At 56.0% G+C, this 19465-nt stretch carries 21 protein-coding genes; 11 read left to right on the top strand and 10 right to left on the bottom strand.

Translation table 11 applies throughout. The annotated features are described in order from the left end of the window. The first annotated feature begins 29 nt into the window (after positions 1-29). Positions 30-1781, top strand: coding sequence for a chloride channel protein (locus INT21_RS14015; RefSeq protein ID WP_193085375.1), 1752 nt, complete (start codon positions 30-32; stop codon positions 1779-1781). Then, positions 1771-2889 (top strand): ABC transporter substrate-binding protein, encoded by a 1119-nt coding sequence (locus INT21_RS14010; protein WP_319022701.1) that lies wholly within the window; start codon positions 1771-1773, stop codon positions 2887-2889. Before INT21_RS14015 ends, INT21_RS14010 begins: the two co-directional genes overlap by 11 nt. A 33-nt stretch (positions 2890-2922) precedes the next feature. Here the strand turns inward: INT21_RS14010 and INT21_RS14005 are convergent, their stop codons facing one another. Continuing rightward, positions 2923-3273 carry a VOC family protein gene (locus tag INT21_RS14005; protein ID WP_193067843.1) on the bottom strand — a complete coding sequence of 117 codons (351 nt, stop codon included), beginning with the start codon at positions 3271-3273 and terminating at the stop codon, positions 2923-2925. Between the two features lie 157 nt (positions 3274-3430). Here INT21_RS14005 and INT21_RS14000 point away from each other — a divergent pair, with 157 nt between their 5' ends. The 8 genes from INT21_RS14000 to INT21_RS13965 all read left to right on the top strand — a co-directional run bounded on the left by INT21_RS14000 (position 3431) and on the right by INT21_RS13965 (position 12742). Further along, positions 3431-4465 (top strand): phosphotransferase family protein, encoded by a 1035-nt coding sequence (locus tag INT21_RS14000; protein WP_193085358.1) that lies wholly within the window; start codon positions 3431-3433, stop codon positions 4463-4465. A 24-nt stretch (positions 4466-4489) separates the two neighbouring features. Then, a complete protein-coding gene (locus tag INT21_RS13995) occupies positions 4490-5707 on the top strand; it encodes an ABC transporter substrate-binding protein (RefSeq protein ID WP_193067845.1) in 1218 nt (405 codons plus the stop codon). Continuing rightward, on the top strand, positions 5708-7390 hold the full coding sequence (locus INT21_RS13990; protein WP_193085357.1) for an ABC transporter permease: 1683 nt from the start codon (positions 5708-5710) through the stop codon (positions 7388-7390). After that, complete coding sequence (locus INT21_RS13985) at positions 7387-8022, top strand: ATP-binding cassette domain-containing protein (protein ID WP_193067846.1); 636 nt, start codon at positions 7387-7389, stop codon at positions 8020-8022. The genes INT21_RS13990 and INT21_RS13985 overlap by 4 nt, the downstream gene beginning before the upstream one ends. 19 nt (positions 8023-8041) lie before the next feature. Next, complete coding sequence (locus INT21_RS13980; RefSeq protein ID WP_193085356.1) at positions 8042-8716, top strand: TIGR04283 family arsenosugar biosynthesis glycosyltransferase; 675 nt, start codon at positions 8042-8044, stop codon at positions 8714-8716. Then, positions 8706-9335 (top strand): TIGR04282 family arsenosugar biosynthesis glycosyltransferase, encoded by a 630-nt coding sequence (locus INT21_RS13975; protein WP_193085355.1) that lies wholly within the window; start codon positions 8706-8708, stop codon positions 9333-9335. Before INT21_RS13980 ends, INT21_RS13975 begins: the two co-directional genes overlap by 11 nt. Before the next feature lie 76 nt (positions 9336-9411). Beyond that, positions 9412-11556, top strand: coding sequence for an FAD-dependent oxidoreductase (locus tag INT21_RS13970; protein ID WP_193067848.1), 2145 nt, complete (start codon positions 9412-9414; stop codon positions 11554-11556). A 7-nt stretch (positions 11557-11563) separates the two neighbouring features. Beyond that, a complete protein-coding gene (locus INT21_RS13965) occupies positions 11564-12742 on the top strand; it encodes an FAD-dependent oxidoreductase (protein ID WP_193067849.1) in 1179 nt (392 codons plus the stop codon). A gap of 33 nt (positions 12743-12775) precedes the next feature. On the opposite strand, the gene INT21_RS13960 is transcribed toward INT21_RS13965, so the two are convergent. The 3 genes from INT21_RS13960 to INT21_RS13950 are packed head-to-tail and all read right to left on the bottom strand — an operon-like array spanning position 12776 to position 14161. Then, complete coding sequence (locus INT21_RS13960; RefSeq protein WP_193059995.1) at positions 12776-13207, bottom strand: META domain-containing protein; 432 nt, start codon at positions 13205-13207, stop codon at positions 12776-12778. 45 nt (positions 13208-13252) lie between these two features. Then, positions 13253-13693 (bottom strand): VOC family protein, encoded by a 441-nt coding sequence (locus INT21_RS13955; RefSeq protein ID WP_193085354.1) that lies wholly within the window; start codon positions 13691-13693, stop codon positions 13253-13255. Positions 13694-13711: 18 nt separating this feature from the next. Then, the gene (locus INT21_RS13950; RefSeq protein ID WP_089039209.1) at positions 13712-14161 is read right to left on the bottom strand and encodes a DUF411 domain-containing protein; all 450 of its coding nucleotides are present in this window, start codon (positions 14159-14161) and stop codon (positions 13712-13714) included. Between the two features lie 76 nt (positions 14162-14237). Here INT21_RS13950 and INT21_RS13945 point away from each other — a divergent pair, with 76 nt between their 5' ends. Beyond that, the gene (locus INT21_RS13945) at positions 14238-15308 is read left to right on the top strand and encodes a metal-dependent hydrolase (protein WP_193085353.1); all 1071 of its coding nucleotides are present in this window, start codon (positions 14238-14240) and stop codon (positions 15306-15308) included. Positions 15309-15338: 30 nt separating this feature from the next. Here the strand turns inward: INT21_RS13945 and INT21_RS13940 are convergent, their stop codons facing one another. The 6 genes from INT21_RS13940 to INT21_RS13920 all read right to left on the bottom strand — a co-directional run bounded on the left by INT21_RS13940 (position 15339) and on the right by INT21_RS13920 (position 19448). Then, positions 15339-16079: an MliC family protein gene (locus INT21_RS13940; RefSeq protein WP_193067852.1), complete on the bottom strand. Its 741-nt coding sequence runs from the start codon at positions 16077-16079 to the stop codon at positions 15339-15341. 155 nt (positions 16080-16234) lie between these two features. After that, on the bottom strand, positions 16235-16747 hold the full coding sequence (locus tag INT21_RS13935) for a DUF3087 family protein (RefSeq protein WP_193067853.1): 513 nt from the start codon (positions 16745-16747) through the stop codon (positions 16235-16237). An 89-nt stretch (positions 16748-16836) separates the two neighbouring features. After that, the gene (locus tag INT21_RS13930) at positions 16837-17916 is read right to left on the bottom strand and encodes a 3-deoxy-7-phosphoheptulonate synthase (protein WP_089039213.1); all 1080 of its coding nucleotides are present in this window, start codon (positions 17914-17916) and stop codon (positions 16837-16839) included. Between the two features lie 3 nt (positions 17917-17919). Continuing rightward, positions 17920-18096 carry a hypothetical protein gene (locus INT21_RS13925; RefSeq protein ID WP_193059958.1) on the bottom strand — a complete coding sequence of 59 codons (177 nt, stop codon included), beginning with the start codon at positions 18094-18096 and terminating at the stop codon, positions 17920-17922. 376 nt (positions 18097-18472) lie between these two features. Beyond that, entirely contained in the window at positions 18473-18601 is a 129-nt protein-coding gene (locus INT21_RS20590; protein WP_264298868.1) for a hypothetical protein, read from the bottom strand. A 67-nt stretch (positions 18602-18668) separates the two neighbouring features. Continuing rightward, positions 18669-19448: an NAD(P)H-flavin reductase gene (locus INT21_RS13920; protein WP_193068764.1), complete on the bottom strand. Its 780-nt coding sequence runs from the start codon at positions 19446-19448 to the stop codon at positions 18669-18671. Positions 19449-19465 lie beyond the last annotated feature (17 nt).

Raw genomic sequence — 19465 nt, 5'->3', positions numbered from 1 at the left:
GCTGGCCCAATAGCGCCTATAACTTGACTATGGACTCACCCAGCACAGACAGCGTTTCGACTCGACACCCCTTGGCGGTGTTGCGTTTCCTTGGCTTGGTAGTGTTAGGAAGTGGCGTTGGAGGAGTGGCGGCGTTGGCTGCCGTTGGCTTCGTTAATACGGTGGTATGGCTCAACGACCTACTGCTGATCTCCCCCCGGGGCCAGATGATGGCTGCTGACACCACTTTAGTTACATTGGCTACTCTGCTAGTGCCAATCCTTGGGGGGCTGCTCGTTGGTCAACTACACCGCGGCCTGCCTGAGGGCCGCCCCCATACCCCTGCCGATGTCATCGCTGCCGTCCAGACCCGCCGAGGCAGCCTACCCGCCAAGGCGGGTATTCTCTCAGCGTTAAGCGGCCTAGCGTCGTTAGGCGCAGGCGCCTCAGTAGGCCAGTACGGTCCCCTGGTTCACCTCGGCGCGACACTTGGCTCTCTCATTACACGCGTGCTGCGTCTGGGACGTTCAGAGGACAATATTACGATCGCTTGCGGGGTAGCTGCCGCCATCGCGGCGGCCTTCAATGCGCCACTGGCAGGCATTGTCTTCGCCCACGAAGTGGTACTACGCCACTATGCCCTGCGCGCCTTCGCCCCAGTGGCTGCCGCCGCCATCGTCGGCTATGTGCTAGCCTCTCAGTTGCTGGCTCAAGGAGCGCTGTTCCACATTACTGAGCCTGCCGTCCCCCAGCCCTGGGAGTTCGCCCTTTTCCTAGCTCTGGGTGGCCTAGGCGCCTTAGTGGCCGGAGCCTATATACATGCCATTCTTGCTATGGGGCAACTGGCCAAGCGACTACCGCTGCCCACCAGCCTCCGCCCCGCTCTCGCCGGAGCACTGCTCGGCCTGACCGCTCTTTGGGTACCCGATATTCTCGGCATGGGCCAGGAAACCCTGCGCTTCGCCACTTTGCCTGGGGCCTACGGCGGCGGCGAGCTGCTGTTGGTGTTGCTACTCAAGCTGGCCGCTACCGCTTTGTGCTTAGGGCTCGGCTTCGCCGGCGGCGCTTTCAGCCCAGCACTGGTGATCGGCACTCTCTTTGGTGCTCTAGCCGGTACTCTGGTGGCAGAGCTTGGCGGCGGCCAAGAGACCTTCATCTTTTATGCGGTGTGCGGCATGGTGGCAGTAACCGCACCGGTACTTGGTGCTCCTCTCACCACGCTGCTGATTGTCTTCGAACTTACCGGCAGCTATGCCTTGACCACCGCCGCTCTAGCTAGCGTCACGCTAGCCAGCCCTCTGGCCGCCCAGCTGTTTGGCCGTTCATTATTCGATATTCAATTAGCCCGCCGTGGTTTGGATCTCTCCGCGGGCCGCAGTCGCGCGGTGCTCCAAGAGGAACGGTTGACCGAGCTGATTAGCCACGACGCCGTGACCCTACTCCCCGAGACCCCACTGACCATGGCTATCTCACGCCTTAGTTTAGCGGGGCGGGGCGAAGCTTACTTAGTGGATAATCAGGAGTGCTACCACGGTTGCGTTACCCTGGCGAGTCTGGAGGCCCTCCGCGAAGACAGCGAGTCCCCAACCCTGGCCGACTGCCCCAAAACTCCTCGCCCAGTGCTAGATCCTCAATCCTCCCTTTGGGAGGCAATGCATCAGCTACAGAAGATCACCGGCGAGGCCATCGCGGTGGTGGATGAACAGCGGCGCTTCTTGGGAGTGGTCTATGAGTCGAGTATTGCTCAGGCTTTCTTACACCATAGCGACGCCCTACGTCGGGAGGAGCACGGTGCTGGCTAGACGATGGACCCTCGGACTACTGGCTGGGCTACTCACCCTGGCTCCCTCCATCAGTGCGGAAGTGCCCGACGCCGCCACCTCACTAACGGTACTGAGCTGGGGCGGCGCCTATGAGCAAGCCCAGCGCCGCGCGCTCTTCACGCCCTTCACCGAGGCTCATGGTGTAGCGGTGGAAGTGACCCGCTATAACGGCGGCCTGGCAGCACTGCGCCAAGCCGTGGCAGAGAACAACGTCCCTTGGGATGTGCTTGATATGACCCGCAGCGAGGCCATGGCAGCCTGCGAGGAAGGCCTACTGGAACCGCTTCCCCCGGAGCTGGCCGCCCCGGCGCCAAATGGCACCCCAGCAGCCCAAGATTTTCTCCCCGGCGCCCTGGGGCGTTGCTTTATCAGCCACTCGATCTTTGCCACCGTCGTGGCCTATCGCCGCGACGCCTTCCCCGGACGTCGCCCCACTCGCATCGCTGACCTCTTTGATCAACAGCGCTTCCCTGGTCCCCGGGCCCTTCAGCTCACCCCGGCGGCGAACCTAGAGTGGGCGCTGCTCTCCTACCGGGTGCCCCGGGAAGAGCTTTATCGCCTGCTCAGTACCCGTCGCGGCCTAGACCTGGCCTTCACCCGGCTGCAAAGCATCGACAATATCCACTGGTGGGAAGCCGGTGATACTCCAGTGCGTCTATTGGAGGAGGGTCAGGTGGTCATGGCCTCCGGCTACAATGGGCGTTTCTTCGCTGCCATGGTGGAGCGCGACCTGCCCATAGAGATCCTCTGGGATGGCCAGTTTCAGGAACACGAAACCTGGGCAATCCCCCGTGGTGCCCCAAACGCTGAGGCGGCGCGAGACTTTATCCGCTTTGCCACCACCAGCGAACGTCAGGCGGAACTGGCTCGGTATATCCCTTATGGCCCAGCGCGACGCTCTGCTGCTATGCAGGTCTCCACCCACCGCGACAGCGGCCTGGACATGCGCTTGCATATTCCCACCCACCCCATCAATGCCCAAGGTGCAGTGGCCAAAGACGAGACATGGTATGCACGTACCCAGGAACGCATCGAAGCTCTGTTTCGTGAGGCGCTATTTCATGAAACCCTGCCGACACAGCAATGAGCATCGTGGCAATAAATGGGCGACCCAGTGTGGTTATTCATGTTGTAAAACATTGATAAGCTTTCCAAATGGGTCACGCACATAAAACCGACGGACACCCCAAGGCTCACTTACCGGCCCGTACTCAATCTCAATCTTTGCCAATTTCACTCTCGCCAAGGCAGTCTCTAAGCTATCCACCTCTATCGATAGGTCTGGCACTGGCGTACCTGAGCCGCCTTCCGACGCCACACTCAACTGAGCGGTCATTTCCTCGCCTGAGCTATAGGTCTTTATCCAGCCATGATCCATCACAAGCTTGAGACCAAAGATAGTCGCATAGAACTTCTCAGCGTCTTCAAGATGCTTGGCAGCAATGTTAGAGACAATACGCTTTACAATCACCTTACCTCCTACCAGCCAGCTCCATGGGATGAGGAATGCTCACCCTATCCCCCCTTTCTCCTTATCTTTCATCTCTTTTTATGCGTAACCATGTAAGGTTAGTACAAGAACAGCCACTAACTGGCATTGCTAAACATATACCGACACGGATGACGCTATGCCAATACCTTTAGCGGCACGTTTGCAGGCACTGGAAAACACGCTGCAACAGGCGAGAATCGCTTACCAATCGCTTGCGCCGATGGCGGACACTGGGCTTGCCCACGATCATGTGTGGGTGCATCGCGATGGCGATGATTGGGTCGCACGGCTGCCCAAGCAGAGCCAAATGAACTTGGCCCCGGCCGACAACTTGGCATATGAAGCCGCGTGCTACGAACGCGCCAGCCAAGGAGGCCAAGTACCCCGCTTGCATGGCATCTTGCCCGTGAGCGATGCCCTGCCGCGTGGCGGGCTGCTGGTCGATGCCATTGAGGGACGGTTGGCGCAGCTGCCGGACGATTTACCACGTATCGCAGAGACTCTGGCAAGCCTACATCGCTTACCGCTACCTGAGCATCCCGAACCACTACTAGCGCCTGCCGACTCATGGCAGGCCATGTGTGAGGAAGTTAGCCGCCAGGCCGAGTGGCTGGAAAAGGCCAACTTGGAGCCCGATGTCATTGCCCGTGTTCGCGATGAGCTGGAGGCACTGCCCACCACGCTGCCCGATGCCGAGCGCTGCTTGATCAGCTTTGATACCCACCCCGGCAACTTTTTGATTACTGAAGAGGGGCGCGCTGTGCTGGTGGATTTAGAGAAGTGCCGTTACGGATTGCCGGGTATTGATCTAGCCCATACCTCGCTTTACACCTCGACCACCTGGGACGTTAACAGCCAGGCAGTGCTTACTCTGGAAGAGGTCGTCGCTTTTTATCAGCGTTGGCAAGCGCATGCGGGTAAATCACCCAGCGCGGAAACGCTGGTCGCCTGCCGACGTGCCACTTGGCTGTGGTCATTAACATGGTGTGCCAAGTGGCGCGCCCAGTATTTGCAACGTAAAGATACCGAGCACCGCGGCCAGGATTGGTCAGCAGAACTCACCGATGCTGACGTCATTGCCCATGTCCGCGACCGGGTCGAGCACTATTTATCACTGCCGATAATTGAGCATGTCCATAATGAACTTCTCCACCTAAAAGAATCTCTATAACCAACTGATTTTACAAGGTGTACCATGAAACCACGCCCCCCCCTAACCACCGCTATCGCCACTGTCATGTTGTCACTGGCGCTGCCCGCCATGGCTGCCCCAGATCCCAATGATTGGGATGCCGTACTGCAAGCCGCCGAGGGTCAAACCGTTTACTGGAACGCCTGGGGCGGTGACAGTCGCACCAACCGCTATATCGCTTGGGTATCCGAACAAATGCAGTCCACGTATGGCGTCGATGTAGAGCATGTAAAGTTAGATGACACAGGTAGCGCCGTTGCTCGTGTACTGGGTGAAAAGCAGGCTGGTAACATGGATGATGGCCGCATCGACCTGATCTGGATTAATGGCGAAAACTTCGCCGCCATGCGCGACCAGGACCTCTTATTTGGCCCCTTTGCCGAATCTCTGCCTAACTTCGCCTTGACTCACCCAGACGAAAACCCAGAAGTGGTGACCGACTTCACGCTGCCGACTGAAGGCTATGAGTCTCCTTGGGGAAAAGCGCAAATCACCTTCTACTACGACAGCGCTCAAACCGAAACACCGCCACAAAGTATTGCGGATCTGCTGGAGTGGGCCAAAGACAACCCTGGCCAGTTCAGCTATCCACGTATTCCCGATTTCACCGGCAGCACCTTTTTAAAACAGGCGTTAATTGAATTATCGAATCAAAATGACGCCCTTTATGCGCCAGTGGTTGAAGCGGAGCTTGCGGAGATCACCGCGCCATTGTGGGATTATCTAGATGAGTTACACCCACACCTATGGCGCAGCGGCCGCAGTTTCCCGGAATCAGGCCCTAACCTGCGCGCATTGATGAGCGATGGCGAGCTCAGTTTAGCCTTCTCCTTCTACCCGACAGATGCCGCTGTCGCGGTGATGGAGTATGAACTTCCCGAGAGTGTGCGCAGCTACGTGCTGGAAGGCGGCACCCTAGGAAACGTTCACTTTGTCGCTATTCCCTATAATTCTCCCCATAAAGCAGGCGCGATGGCGCTGGCCAACTTCCTGCTCTCACCTGAAGCTCAAGCCCAAAAGCAGTCGCTTAGTATGTGGGGCGATCGCACCGTATTGGCAGTTAATCAGTTAGATGAAAACGACAAGGCGCTCTTCGAACAAGGTGAAAGCCATCCATCTGCGCTGCCTGCCGATGCCCTTTCCAATACCCTGGCCGAACCTCATCCCAGCTGGATGACGGCGCTACAGGATGCGTGGCTTCAGCGTTATGGCGTTAATTAATTGATCCTGCGGCTAGCCCCTATACTGCTTATTGCACTTTTGGTTATTCCAGTAAGTGCGGGGCTTGGCATGGTGTTGTTGCCTGCCTTTGGCTATTTACCGGTGCTCGGGGAGGACACATTTCATCTGGAAGCATGGCAAGCCCTATGGGCGCACGCTGGTCTCCACCGCTCCGTACTGCTGAGCTATTTTAGCGGTCTGATCACCGCCTTGGTGGCACTGTTTATCGTAGTGCTGTTTCTGGCGGCTAGCCAAGGCACCTGGATTGACCGTGCCATTCGGCGCATGGTCTCACCGCTACTGGCCATTCCCCATGCAGCCGTGGCCTTTGGCTTAGCCTTTCTGATTGCGCCCTCTGGGTTGCTGGTGCGCTGGGTCTCCCCTGGGCTCACTGGGTGGGAGCGCCCGCCTGACCTGCTGATCGTCAACGACCCGTTAGGGCTGGCGCTAATGGCGGGCCTGATACTCAAAGAAGTGCCCTTTTTGCTGTTGATGAGTTTAGCTGCGCTACCTCAGTTACGTCCTGAACAACGTGTCACCCTGGCGCGCTCGCTTGGCTACGCGCCCGGCATTGCTTGGCTGAAGTGCGTTTTCCCAGCGCTTTACCCACTGATTCGCTTGCCGGTTTATGCCGTTATTGCCTACGCCACTTCGGTGGTGGATATGGCGTTGATTCTTGGCCCCACCCTGCCACCAACGTTGAGCGTTTCGGTGCTCACCTGGTTTAATGACCCCGATTTAAGCCGCCGCTTTATGGCGTCTGCCGGTGCTGTGCTGCAGTTCGGCGTTACCCTGGCGGCACTACTGACTTGGTGGCTTGGCGAACAAGGAATCAAACGTCTCTGCCAACGCTGGTTGGCCAACGGCTCGCGGGCATCAGGGGCAACGGCGATTGCGTTTGGCGGCCGTGCTTTGCTGCTAGCTGTCACTTTGCTAGCGGTCAGTGCGCTGGCCGGGTTGGCACTGTTCTCGGTGGCGGGCTTTTGGCGTTTTCCGGATGCGCTGCCGGGTACGTTCACGCTAGATCATTGGCAGCGCATTCTACCCAACATGGCAACACCGCTGATCAATACGCTGAGTGTGGGGCTAACCGCGACGCTAATCGCCGCGGTACTGGTCGTGGCAACATTGGAGCATGCAGCGCGCTGCCACTTGCCTGCATGGCGTGCTCAGTGGCTACTTTATTTACCGCTCATTGTGCCGCAAGTGGCCTTTCTATTTGGCTTAGTGGTGGCCGCTGAAAGCGTTGCCATTCGACCTCAGCACGCGTTAGTCGTAGCCGGTCACCTACTGTTTGTAGTGCCATATCTCTATTTATCGCTGTCAGAAGCCTACCGGCGGCTGGATCCACGCTGGTTTCAGGTGGCACTATCGCTGGGTGTGCCCCCCTGGCGCGCTTTCTGGCAGGTACGGCTGCCACTGTTATTGGCCCCGCTACTTACCGCCTGCGCAGTCAGCTTAGCCGTCAGTATTGGCCAGTATTTGCCAACACTGCTGCTAGGGGGTGGTCGCATCCCCACCATCACTACCGAAGCCGTTGCCATGGCATCTGGCGGCAATCGCAGGCTAGTGGCGGTATTGGCGCTGTTGCAGGCGCTACTGCCGTTTATTGGCTTTAGTCTGGCACTCATGATTCCCCGCCTTGTATGGGCAAAACGCCGCCAAATGCGAGGAGTTGCATGACCCCAAACCTTCAACCGCTGCACATCAAACAGATGACGATCACGCTGACAGGCGAAACACTGCTGGCAATGCACCGTGACATAGCGCCTGGCGAAGTATTAACCGTGATGGGCCCTTCAGGCTCAGGCAAGTCTACCTTGCTGGCCTATCTGGCGGGCTTTTTGTCGCCGGCCTTTCAGGCTCAAGGTGAACTCTATCTGGGCGATAAACGCCTGGATACCCTGCCCGCCGAACAGCGTGGCATTGGCCTGCTGTTTCAGGATCCGATGCTATTTCCCCATTTAAGCGTGGCGGGGAATTGTCGCTTTGGCCTGCCACACCATGCCAACGACAAACGCCAGCAGGTCGCCCAAGCGCTGGAACAGGTGGGGCTGGCGGGCTTTGAAAACCGCGATCCGGCGACCCTTTCCGGCGGCCAGCAAGCTAGGGTGGCGCTGATGCGTCTGCTGCTTTCACAGCCCCGCGCGGTGCTGCTGGATGAGCCGTTTTCCAAACTGGACACCGCACTGCGCCAGGAGATGCGTACGCTAGTGTTCGGTCAACTTCGCGAAGCGGGCCTGCCCACCCTGCTGGTTACCCATGATGAAGCCGATGCCAATGCCGCCGGAGGGCCAATCATTGCCCTTGGTTAACCCTGGCGCGAAATCACCTATGCTTAGCATTGTGATTCCCATGCTGAATGAGGCTGCAGGGATTGAAATGGCGCTAGCCGCGCTGCAGCCACTGCGAGAGACCGGCACAGAAATCATTGTGGTCGATGGGGGGAGTACCGATGACAGCGTGGCGTTAGCCACTCCGCTAGCGGATACGCTACTGACGAGTGCCCCTGGTCGAGCACAGCAGATGAACCTGGGCGCAGCACGCGCGCGCTCAGCAGCGCTGCTATTTTTACATGCTGACACCCGGCTTCCCGAAGGGGCAAGCAAGCTGATTTCCCAATCGCTGAACACGAATTGCTGGGGGCGGTTTGATATTCACCTTGAGGGAACAAGCCGCTGGCTGCCGCTCGTTAGCATTCTGATGAACCTACGCTCACGGCTAAGCGGTATCGCCACCGGCGACCAGGGCATGTTCCTACGCCGAGCGTCTTTTGAAGCGGTCGGCGGCTTTCCTGAACAACCGTTAATGGAAGATATTGAGCTAAGCAAGCGGCTAAAGGCAGTTTCTCGCCCCGCCTACCTACGTACCAAAGTGATAAGCTCAGGCAGGCGCTGGGATCAGTTCGGCGCCTGGAAAACGATTTGCCTGATGTGGCGACTACGTTACCGCTACTGGCGCGGCGTCAGCGCCACCCAACTGGCCAAGGAGTATCGCAATGCCCGCTAAGTCCGTGCAGCCCCATCTACATCTACTGGCCAAAGCGCCACTGCCGGGGCAGGCGAAAACGCGCTTAATTCCTTGCCTAGGGCCAGAAGGTGCGGCGCAAGCCCATGCCACCATGGTTCGCCACTGCGTTGCCACCGCCTACCAAGCACTGGGGTCGCAACACGTCACGCTATGGACCTCCTTAGAACATCAGCATCCGTTGTTTGTGGAGCTGCAGGCTCACTACGGCATTTCGCTCGCCACTCAACGGCAGGGCGATGTGGGAATACGCGTCCGGCATGCACTGAATAGCACACAAGGTCCGTCGATGGTGATGGGCACTGATTGCCCGAGCATCACCGTTGCCATGCTTAGGCAGTGCAGTGCAGCGCTTAAAAACGTGCCCGTGGTGATTTTACCTGCCGAAGACGGCGGCTATGGGTTGATTGGCACTCATGACGATCATCCTAGCCTCTTTGAGGACATTCCTTGGGGAACCGCGCAAGTGCTCCAGGTCACTCGTCAGCGGCTTGCTGCGCTGTCCTTGGAAGCCATCTTTCCCGACACCATGTGGGATATTGACCGCCCAGAAGACTGGCAGCGCTGGCAACAAACGCTGAAGCACGCAAACAGCCTGTAAGGATTCCGCTCTTTACGCCACTGTTACTGAACGAATGTTCTGCTTCTAACACCACCTTGCCCCAACGGAGCCTGCCATGAACCGCCAGCGCCTGCTGATTATCACCCTGCTGCTACTGGCCGTGTTTGGCTTTTACGTGAGCGGTGCCCATACGTTTTTCACCTTGGAAACCCTGCAAACCTATCGCAGCGATTTCCAGGCTGCATTTCAGCAATCCCCTTGGCAGGTTGCGGGCATTTTCTTTGCGCTGTATGTGGTCATGACGGCACTATCGCTACCCGGCGCGACACTCCTCACACTGCTTGGGGGCGCGCTGTTTGGTCTCGGTTGGGGGCTGTTAATTATCTCCTTTGCTAGCACCATCGGCGCAACGCTGGCCTTTTCACTCTCGCGGTTCTTGTTTCGACAGCCGATTGAAAGGCGTTTTCCGCGCCAGTTCGATACGGTCAATCGTGGCGTTGATAAAGACGGCGCTTTTTATCTTTTTACCCTTCGCTTAGTACCGATATTCCCTTTCTTTATGATCAATCTGGTGATGGGCTTAACGCGGCTTAAAACAGTCACCTTTTATTGGGTAAGCCAGCTAGGCATGCTGCCCGGCACCGCGGTCTACGTAAATGCGGGCGGCCAATTGGGTGAACTTGAAAGCCTGGGCGGGATTATTTCTCCTGGGCTTTTGGCCTCGTTTGCGCTGCTGGCAGTATTCCCTTGGATAGCTCGCCGTATTGCGCTACAGGTGCAAAAGCGCAATGCCTATCGTGGTTTTAAGCGTCCATCCCGGTTTGATTACGACATTGTGGTCATCGGCGGCGGCTCAGCGGGTCTGGTCACTAGCTACATCGGCAGCGCCGTAAAAGCTAAAGTAGCGTTGGTAGAAAAGCACAAAATGGGCGGCGACTGCCTGAATACCGGTTGTGTCCCCTCAAAGGCGCTAATTCGTGCCGCCCGTGCTGCTCACGACATGCGTACAGCACACCGCTTTGGCGTTAACGCTGGCGAGCCGGAGATTGATTTTGCCAAGGTGATGAAGCACGTACATCAAGCCATTACTGATATTGAACCCCACGATAGTGTCGAGCGTTACACTAAACTGGGCGTTGAGGTGTATCAGGAGCACGCCACTCTGACGTCTCCTTGGGAAGTTAAGGTCGGTGATAAAACCCTGACCGCCCGCCATATTGTGCTAGCCACTGGCGCACGACCCCGCGTGCCATCGCTTCCTGGCATCGAGCATGCACCACTGCTCACCTCAGAAAACCTGTGGTCACTCACGGAACTGCCTAAACGCTTGGTCGTACTCGGCGGCGGGGCAATTGGCTGCGAGCTCAGCCAGAGTTTTGCCCGCCTGGGCAGTCAGGTCACCTTGGTGGAAGGTATTCCACAGTTGCTAGGCCGAGAAGACCAAGACGTAGGCGAACACGTGGCGCGCACGCTCACCCAGGAAGGCGTTAACGTAATGACCGGCGCCAACGCCTTGGAAGTAAGCCAAGATGGCCCCGGACATCAACTGGTGGTAGAGCACAATGGCCAGCGCATCACCATCGAATTTGATTATTTGCTTGTCAGCGTTGGCCGCCAAGCCAATGTTGAAGGACTGGGGCTGGAAGCGCTGGGAATCACTACCACCAACGCTGGCACGCTGGAACTCAACGAGCGTCTGCAAACTCGGCTGCCCAACATTTGGGCCTGCGGCGACCTAGCAGGCCCCTACCAACTCACGCATGCCGCTGCCCATCAGGCGTGGCACGCAGCCGTTAATGCTCTGTTTGGTGAATTAAAAAGCTTCGCTGTAGATTATCGCTTTATGCCTGCTGTCACCTATATCCAGCCGGAAGTAGCGCGGGTCGGGCTCAACGAAAAAGAGGCCAGCGCTAAGGGCGTGGCGTTTGAAGTCACCCGCTATGCCATGAGTGAAAGCGACCGCGCCATTGCCGAAGGCGCGACTGAAGGATTTATCAAGGTGCTTACCGTGCCCGGTAAAGACAAAATCCTTGGCGCGACCATCGTGGCTGAAAACGCCGGAGAATGGTTAGGAGAGTTCACCATCGCCATGAAGCATGGCCTGGGGCTTAACAAGCTATTGGGCACCATTCATCCCTATCCCACCCTTGGTGAAGCTGCCAAGGCCACCGCTGGCGTGTGGAAAAACGCCCACAAGCCCGAGCGTATTCTCACCCTATTGGAACGTTATTTCCGCTGGCGGCGTGGCGCGGAAAAATGATCTCCCCATGAAAAATCTCGTGCTGATTGGCGCGGGCCATGCCCATGCCTTCGTGCTGGAAGCCTTTGCTCAGCACCCAGATCCGTCAATCGCTATCACCGTGGTTAGCGACAGTGCGCTGTCAGCCTATTCTGGCAGCGTGCCAGCGTGGCTGGCAGGGGAATGCACGCTACGCGAAACACAAATTGATGTAGCGGCGCTCTCTCAACGGGCAGGCGCTCGCTTAATCACTTCGCCTGCAGTGGCTCTCAATCCCACTAAGCGCCAGCTAGCGCTAGCGAACGGCGAGGCGATCCATTTCGATGTAGCCTCATTTAACGTGGGCTCCACGGTAAGGTTGCCTGAACAGCCATTTCTCGAAAAACATGGCGAACAATGCCCCTACTTGTTGGCGATGCGACCGCTAAGCTCACTGCACCACCGCTGGCAAGCGCTGAGAGAGAAAGTCGACCAGTTTCCCCATGGTTCTACACAGCAAGTGGTGAGCGTAGGCGGCGGCGCGGCAGGCTGTGAAACCTTAATGAGTGTGTTGGCGCAGCTTCGTCAACAACGTTCAGATATTACTTGGCAGGGCACGCTAGTCAGCGCATCAACGACACTGTTACCCGGCGCGGGTTGGCTACCTCGTTGGTTAACCCAACGTGCTCTGCGCCGGGCAGGCATTACGGTGCTGCCCGGTGTGCGCGGCCAGGCGCTAATAGCTGGTGGCGTCCACACCTCTAAAGGCGAACTGATTGACGCGGATATCGTGCTGTGGGCTACCGGTGCCGTTGGCCAACCTTGGCTGCAAGACACCCCACTGCCGCTGGAGAAGCGGGGATTCATCCAGGTGAATAAGACACTTGAGGTAGCGGGCCAGCCGGGGCTTTTTGCCGCGGGTGACTGTGCAGCGTTCAGTACATCACTGCACTCATCGCCACTGTCCTCTTCCCCACTACCCAAGGCCGGAGTTTACGCCGTGCGCCAGGGGCCAGTGCTGGCGGAGAACCTGCGCGCCGCCTGTCACAATGAACCGCTGGCCGAGTGGAAGCCACCAAAACGTGTCCTGGCTCTAATTGGCACTGGCGACGGCCATGCGATTGCCAGTAGAGGCGCCATCGGTTTCTCAGGCCGCTGGGTATGGGAATGGAAAAAGCGGATTGATGCGCGCTTTATTGCCCGCTTCAACCCGCCTTTTAAGCACTAACTAGATAACTGCGATCAGATGCTAACTGAAGGCTTAGTTAGCTTCGCGCCAGCCGCCTAATACGCGGCTATCTGGTCCAAAAAACACCAGCCGATCATGGTCGATGAGGTAGCGATAGGCCGTATCGAGCATATCTGTTACCTGCTTGGCGTCTTCCATATTGGGGCAAGCCATGCGTGTTGAGGCGAGCTGGCTAAACTCGATACGCTGATTTTCACCCAACTCCACACTGCCGGTAAATCGGTTACAACCATCCGAACCGCTCACGCTGCCGTCGCGTCCAATTTGAAAGAATGGCGTATTGGGTAACGATACCCGTTCATCGGTACCTACTAGCAATAAATTCCAACGCTGATCGACTATCGGGCCTGACAGCGACACGTTTTCCGGCGCTGCCGTGCTCTCTTGCTCTGGTGTACTGCTACACGCACTGATTAATAGCGCGGTAGCGACACCGGCTAGCATTGCTCCAAATTTGACCGTCACTGTCTCATGCTCCTTATTGACAAATTACCAGCTTCCGCTGTTTTCCATTGACGCCCATGGCTCCTGAGAGGGCAACGCATCGCCTTTTTGCAGTAGCTCGACAGAAATACCGTCGGACGACTTCACGAACGCCATATGCCCATCCCGCGGCGGGCGGTTAATGGTAACGCCGTTATCTTGAAGCTTTTTACATAGCGCGTAAATATCGTCAACGCGATAGGCCAAATGCCCGAAGTTGCGCCCGCCGGTGAGCTCTTCTGGATCCCAGTTATAGGTTAACTCAAGCTCTGGTGCCGCTAAGCGTTCGGAGCGCGCTTCATCTTCCGGCGCGGCGAGAAAGACCAGCGTAAAACGGCCCTTCTCATTTTCTTTGCGACGCACTTCTTTCAACCCTAAAAGATCGCAGTAAAAATTCAACGATGCATCTAAGTCTCTTACCCTTACCATAGTGTGCAAAAACTGCATGTCATTCTCCCTCCATCATTACTGGGTATATTCGCTAAAGATAGCGGGAATACTGTCGTTGCGGGTCCAACTGAGAACAGCGTAATCATCAACCCGGCCGGTTTCCATGCCCGGAGAACCATGCGGCATACCTGGCACTGTTAACCCGATAACGTCTGGCTGCTCTTCTAACAGCCGCTTAATATCTGCAGCGGGCACATGGCCTTCTATCACGTAACCATCAACGATGGCTGTGTGGCAAGATGCTAGTTCTGCAGGAACATTATTGGCTACTTTGACTGACCGGAGATCGCCGTCACGGTGATGGTTTACAGTAAACCCGGCTTCTTCAAGATGGCTGACCCATGCACTACAGCAGCCACAGTTAGGATCGCTGTGCACATCAATCGTAGGCGCTGCCAAAGCGCTTAGCGAATAGGCAGCAAGAAGACTGCCCACCAGACCTTTAACTAGACGATTTCGTGACATTTAAAAATCCTCTTCACCGACATGTACAATAATACCTAGCTTACTTGGAATACGGGGCCGCCCCAAGGAGACTTACGTGGATTCAGTCACACAAGCAGCCCTTGGGGCCGCCATAGGTGGTGCAATATTAGGTAAACGACTGGGTCGCAAAGCCATACTAATGGGTGCAGTGCTCGGCACGCTGCCCGATCTAGACGTGATGCTTGATTATGGCGATGCAGTGGCTAATGTGACTGAGCACCGCAGTTTTAGCCACTCCCTATTTGTGCTGACTGGCTTAGCCACGATAGTGGCGCTACTGTGCCAGCGTTTCATACCTGCGCGTGATATCAGCCTGGGGAGATGGTGGTGTTTTTTCGTTCTCTGTCTGACAACCCACCCGGTACTTGATTCATTTACTACTTACGGCACTCAGCTGTTCTGGCCACTGGATATGCCACCCATAGCGTGGCCTATCGTGTTTATTATCGATCCTTTTTACACCCTACCGCTGCTGGTTGCGTTAACCATCGCTATTGCCGCCAAAAAAGTGCGTCGGGCTTGTACGATCGGATTAGTCGTATCCAGCATGTATTTACTACTGGCGGCAGGCGCGAAATGGAGCGTTGAGCAACGCTTAACCCCAGCACTGGCGGACGCTGGCTTACAGGCAGCACCGGTATTGATTCAACCGACGCCGTTTAATATTGCACTGTGGCGCGCGACGGTTATTGACGGAGATCGCTATTTTGAGAGTTTGATCAGCGTATTTGATAATCAGGACGCACCAACGCTTGAAGCTATAAAGCGCAACGTCGTACTTGAGGAAAGCGTGCTAGCCAGCCCACTTGGCCAACGGCTGACATGGTTTACTGGCCCCTTTCTACGCTATGACACGCTGTTGATCGATGGCCAGGAAACGCTAATCGCCACCGATATTCGCCTTGGCTTTCCAGGCTTTCATCCGTTCAGTTTTACCCTGGCAACGTGGAAAGATGGTTCTTGGCACCCTGCCGACATAAGCGAGCAACTAGCAACCTCCCGAGAGCCTAGACTGGAAATACTTTCAAGGCTCGCTGCCAGGGCTATCGGTGATAACACCGCACTGTGTGCCAGCGACTTTATTGAAGCACAATGGCGTGCCGAGCCTTCGCTTTACCGTTGCTGACACATCAGTGGACTCAAAAGACCGTGCCAACTAAGGAGCGATGCCCTGACCACAGCCTTTGTACTGTTCCCCGCCGATTGTCAGAGTGACTCGAGCGGGATACGGCTGGCCTTTCATGTCATCAAAACAGGCTCCCGACTCAATGCGTACGCGGAAAAACTCCTCTGCGTTGGCATTTTCAATCACCACTCTGCCCGCCTCATTGTCCATGACGCTTACCATATAGGGCATGGTTTGCGTCTCGCTGCCGTAGTTCGTTGTCCAAGTCATCACCGGAGCATCATGAGCTAGCTCAATCGACCAGCCCGGCTCATTGCCACGCCCTAGAAACATCACGCCAGGATGGTCAGCGCGGGTTGCTGCGGCTCGGCGCTGCCCCTGTTGGCATTGCAACTGACCACGCGGTGTTTCAACCTGCGCTTGATCGCCACGATTCCAGAAGCTGATCTCACCATCTTGATAGCGCGCACCACTTGCCACAATCGCTTCCGGTAAACGCCAGGCACCATGTAGTGACCAAAGACGCAGGTTATCGTCGTTCACCGCGGTGACCAAGTTCTGGTTTGCGGGCTGACACTCCCAAGCGTCAAAATGGGCCGCGCTGCCTGGAAATAGCGTAGCGGGCAGTAGCGGTGCACTGCTGTGTACGGTTGTTTTGGACACTCCAGCAGCAGAATTAGCAGGCGTTGTCCCAGTACTTGCACAGCCCGTCAATGCAAACGTGGCCGTTAGCGCAATCAAACCGGTTAACCGATTAGGTGAGTAAGTCATGCATTCTGCTCCCTGTTGTCATCACTGTTGTTACCGTTACCGCTATCACTATCGTTACTGCTATCGATGTTATGCCTTTGATCATCATAGGCACCGTCAATGGCGTCTAGTTAACGCTCGGCGTCGCTCTTCTTAATAAATAAATTTCACTTCAGCTAGCGACGCTTAAATGCTTTTAAGTCCTGCGGGTCAAAACTGTCAACCTGGGCTGGCAGCCCCAGCTCTTCGCGCTTTAACTTTATCTGCATTTTTTCAGCTAGGCGTTCAGAATCATCATCGGTAGTACGGCCGTTAAGTTCAGCGAGCTGCGTCATGCCTTGATGGTAAAATGTCACAATATCCAGCGCTACACGATTATCTTCCTCCACGCCGCGGCGCAGTGGCTGCAGGTAGCCACTAATCTGAGAAAGGTGGTGTTTGAGCTGCCATACATAGCGCATTTCAGTCATCCATGGGCGATCCTTAAGCACCGCAAACAGTACGCTGGTGGCCAACAAGCCAAGGAAGACCCCCAGCCCATTGAGCCATAAGGTGCTGCCAAAAGCGGAAGTTAACAGCATCGAGAACAGTAACCCGAAGACAATTAATTGCCCTGCCATGGCAATACTGATCATTCGCGCCTTGCGCTGGTAACTACTGGGATTATGCTGCTCAAGGGTGAAAACCATGGCCAACCTCATCATAAAAAGTAGTCTCTTATGATACGGGGCTGGCCAGGGCAAACAAGAGATTATCCAGCTGCGGGAAGATGACTGGGTTAACTCATTCGCTCAGCAGCGGTTTTTAGCAATCGTTCCGTGGTTTCCCAACTCACACAGGCATCGGTCACCGATACGCCGTAGCGCATCGCGTTAGGCGACAGCGCTTGCTTACCTTCAAACAGGTGACTTTCGAGCATTAGCGCCACCAAGTTGGCATCGCCTGCCTTGCGCTGTGCCAACACGTCGAGCAGCACTTCGCTTTGGCGTCGGTGATCTTTTCGCGCATTGGCGTGACTGCAGTCCACCATTAAGCGAGGGTTCTGTCCGGCGTCTCGTAGGGTATTCACCGCTGCTCGCACATGATGCGCCTGGTAGTTTGGCTCGCCATGACCACCTCGTAACACCACATGCGTATTGGGGTTACCAGCCGTTTCCTGCATGACCGGGCGTCCTTCATTATCCATGGCGAAACGCTGGTGGGAATGAGCCGCTGCCTGCATGGCATCAATGGCAACCTGAACGTCGCCGCTCGTCGCATTTTTGAACCCCACTGCGGCCGCAAGATCACTTGCCAGCTCTCGGTGTAACTGCGACTCAGTGGTACGAGCACCAATGGCGACCCAGCTCAGCAGGTCATCTAAGTAGGGGGCTAGCATTGGCTGTAAAAGCTCTGTGGCCACCGGCAGCCCCCGCGAAGCAACCGCGTGCATAAGCTCACGAGAAAGGGTGATGCCTTTTGACATATCACCACTACCATCTAGCCCAGGGTCGTATGCCAACCCCTTCCAGCCAACGGTGGTGCGCGGCTTTTCTACGTAAACACGCATGACCGGTAATAGTTGCTCGCTAACTTCTTCGCTTAGCGCAGCCAACCGATCGGCATACTCTAACGCTGCTTCTGGATCGTGGACGGAACAGGGGCCAACAACCACTAATAAGCGCTTATCTTGACCATTCAGGATACGCTGAACCGCTTGGCGCTGGTGGGCAATTTGCTCACCCAGTTGGCTATTGATAGCGACACTGCGGCGTAGCTCTGCCGGCAAAGGCAATGGCTGCGATGAGCTTGAGGGGCCATTCGTTAATGACGCTAGGTTTGACAAGGTTGTGCAAGCAGGGCTGACATGGGCATTCATAACTTAACTCTCCGGAAGCGTGTGACATCGTGATAACAACAACTTGCCACCCAGGCTTGCACGGTCGGAGGTGGCAGCTTGCACCGACCGCGCGTCGCTAAATCGCCAGCCATAGCCATAACCGATATAGTTGGCAATATTGGCGAGCAGATTAGCGAGAGAGTTTGCGCGGTACATCATGATGCAGCTCCTTGATGAAATGTCTGTGAAACCCGAATAGTTAAACTAAATAAACCGTTAAAACGAAAGAAGCCTCGGTTGGGCTACCAACCGAGGCTTCTTTGCATGCGGCAGGCAACCTAGTCGGTGTGCCTGATGACGCGACGCTACTGGTCGGCCAGGGGCACACCGTGGCTAAACCAATAGGCAGCATAAAAGAATGCAGCAACGCACGCACAAGCACTAGCCGCCGATACCGGCCTTGCTTGTGTGTGGCATGTGCATTGTACTGTGTGCATGGCTACATCCTAATTTACAAGTCTAATTCACGTTGCTCATCGAGAACGATGACATCTGAGTGTTCAATCCTGCCTGCATAGGAACAAAATGGCAACCATCAACCGCCAAACGCTTGTACCCAACCAATCGTTGCGGGCAGTGCACTCATGCTAACCAGGACCACAACACCGAGCACAATAGAAAGTAAACCTGATTCGTCTTTGAAGTTGTCGTCATGGTGGGCCATGAAAGCCTCCTTTTTTATCGGTATCGGTTATCGGCACATGCCGTGCGTCAGTTATCGGCCAATCATTTTAGTGAGGGCGAGGAGCGTAGGCAAATACATCCGAGAACATTCTCTCACTACTGATGTTTTTTCGCTCGAACACATCAACACAGGCATAAACCATCCCCGGCGAGCCTGATAGGAAGATATCACAATCGCTGAGCGTCAACTGAGCCCTTGCAAGTTCGCTCTCAAGGGCACTTTCCAGCACTAGGTCAATGCGTCCTTGATGGTGTGATATTCGTTCACCAACCGCCAGCGGCTCGGTAAGCGGAAACTCTGTTACGGCTTGAAAAGCAACATTGGCATACTGTTGTGCCCATTCGCAGGCCAAATCTTCGGCATACAGATCGCGGTGCTCGCGGTTTGCCCACCATAGTGAAATAGGCCGAGCGGGCTGCTGCCGCAGCGTCGCTTCTACAATGGCTTTCATCTGTGCAAAACCGGTGCCTGCCGCGACCAGCAGTAGCGGGCGCTCGCTTTCAGCGTCCAGCACACAGTCACCACTGGGTAAGCGTACGGTCAATTGGTTGGCCACCTGCAACAACTCTCTCAAGCGAGCTGAGTTATCCCGTTCAGGCCAGTGCTGAATATGCAATTCGATAATGCCATCGCCACGTTCAGCGCTGGCAATTGAAAACGGCACCCAGGTGTTATCGTCTAGTTTCAGCTCTAAATACTGGCCAGGCGCATGCTGCATGGCTTCTGGCCGCCCTTCCAGGGTCACCCCAAAGACGTCGGGATTTAAATCCTCAACGGCGGTTACCTGGCAGGTTAACGTCTTGCAAGTTGACGTGCTTGCGCTCATGAAAGCCTCTTTATGAA

It is taken from the genome of Halomonas sp. 3F2F, assembly GCF_014897805.1.
Classification (GTDB): Bacteria; Pseudomonadota; Gammaproteobacteria; order Pseudomonadales; family Halomonadaceae; genus Vreelandella.
The sequence above is the reverse complement of the archived record's forward strand: the minus strand, read 5'-3'. Positions and strand labels throughout refer to the sequence as shown.

Excerpts from the sequence above, each read along its gene's own strand:
- INT21_RS14015 (WP_193085375.1), top strand. The coding sequence starts at position 30 with ATGGACTCACCCAGCACAGACAGCGTTTCGACTCGACACCCCTTGGCG.
- INT21_RS14000 (WP_193085358.1), top strand. The coding sequence starts at position 3,431 with ATGCCAATACCTTTAGCGGCACGTTTGCAGGCACTGGAAAACACGCTG.
- INT21_RS13995 (WP_193067845.1), top strand. The coding sequence starts at position 4,490 with ATGAAACCACGCCCCCCCCTAACCACCGCTATCGCCACTGTCATGTTG.
- INT21_RS13985 (WP_193067846.1), top strand. The coding sequence starts at position 7,387 with ATGACCCCAAACCTTCAACCGCTGCACATCAAACAGATGACGATCACG.
- INT21_RS13980 (WP_193085356.1), top strand. The coding sequence starts at position 8,042 with ATGCTTAGCATTGTGATTCCCATGCTGAATGAGGCTGCAGGGATTGAA.
- INT21_RS13975 (WP_193085355.1), top strand. The coding sequence starts at position 8,706 with ATGCCCGCTAAGTCCGTGCAGCCCCATCTACATCTACTGGCCAAAGCG.
- INT21_RS13970 (WP_193067848.1), top strand. The coding sequence starts at position 9,412 with ATGAACCGCCAGCGCCTGCTGATTATCACCCTGCTGCTACTGGCCGTG.
- INT21_RS13965 (WP_193067849.1), top strand. The coding sequence starts at position 11,564 with ATGAAAAATCTCGTGCTGATTGGCGCGGGCCATGCCCATGCCTTCGTG.
- INT21_RS13960 (WP_193059995.1), bottom strand. The coding sequence starts at position 13,207 with ATGCTAGCCGGTGTCGCTACCGCGCTATTAATCAGTGCGTGTAGCAGT.
- INT21_RS13955 (WP_193085354.1), bottom strand. The coding sequence starts at position 13,693 with ATGCAGTTTTTGCACACTATGGTAAGGGTAAGAGACTTAGATGCATCG.
- INT21_RS13950 (WP_089039209.1), bottom strand. The coding sequence starts at position 14,161 with ATGTCACGAAATCGTCTAGTTAAAGGTCTGGTGGGCAGTCTTCTTGCT.
- INT21_RS13940 (WP_193067852.1), bottom strand. The coding sequence starts at position 16,079 with ATGACTTACTCACCTAATCGGTTAACCGGTTTGATTGCGCTAACGGCC.
- INT21_RS13935 (WP_193067853.1), bottom strand. The coding sequence starts at position 16,747 with ATGGTTTTCACCCTTGAGCAGCATAATCCCAGTAGTTACCAGCGCAAG.
- INT21_RS13930 (WP_089039213.1), bottom strand. The coding sequence starts at position 17,916 with ATGAATGCCCATGTCAGCCCTGCTTGCACAACCTTGTCAAACCTAGCG.
- INT21_RS13925 (WP_193059958.1), bottom strand. The coding sequence starts at position 18,096 with ATGATGTACCGCGCAAACTCTCTCGCTAATCTGCTCGCCAATATTGCC.
- INT21_RS20590 (WP_264298868.1), bottom strand. The coding sequence starts at position 18,601 with ATGGCCCACCATGACGACAACTTCAAAGACGAATCAGGTTTACTTTCT.
- INT21_RS13920 (WP_193068764.1), bottom strand. The coding sequence starts at position 19,448 with ATGAGCGCAAGCACGTCAACTTGCAAGACGTTAACCTGCCAGGTAACC.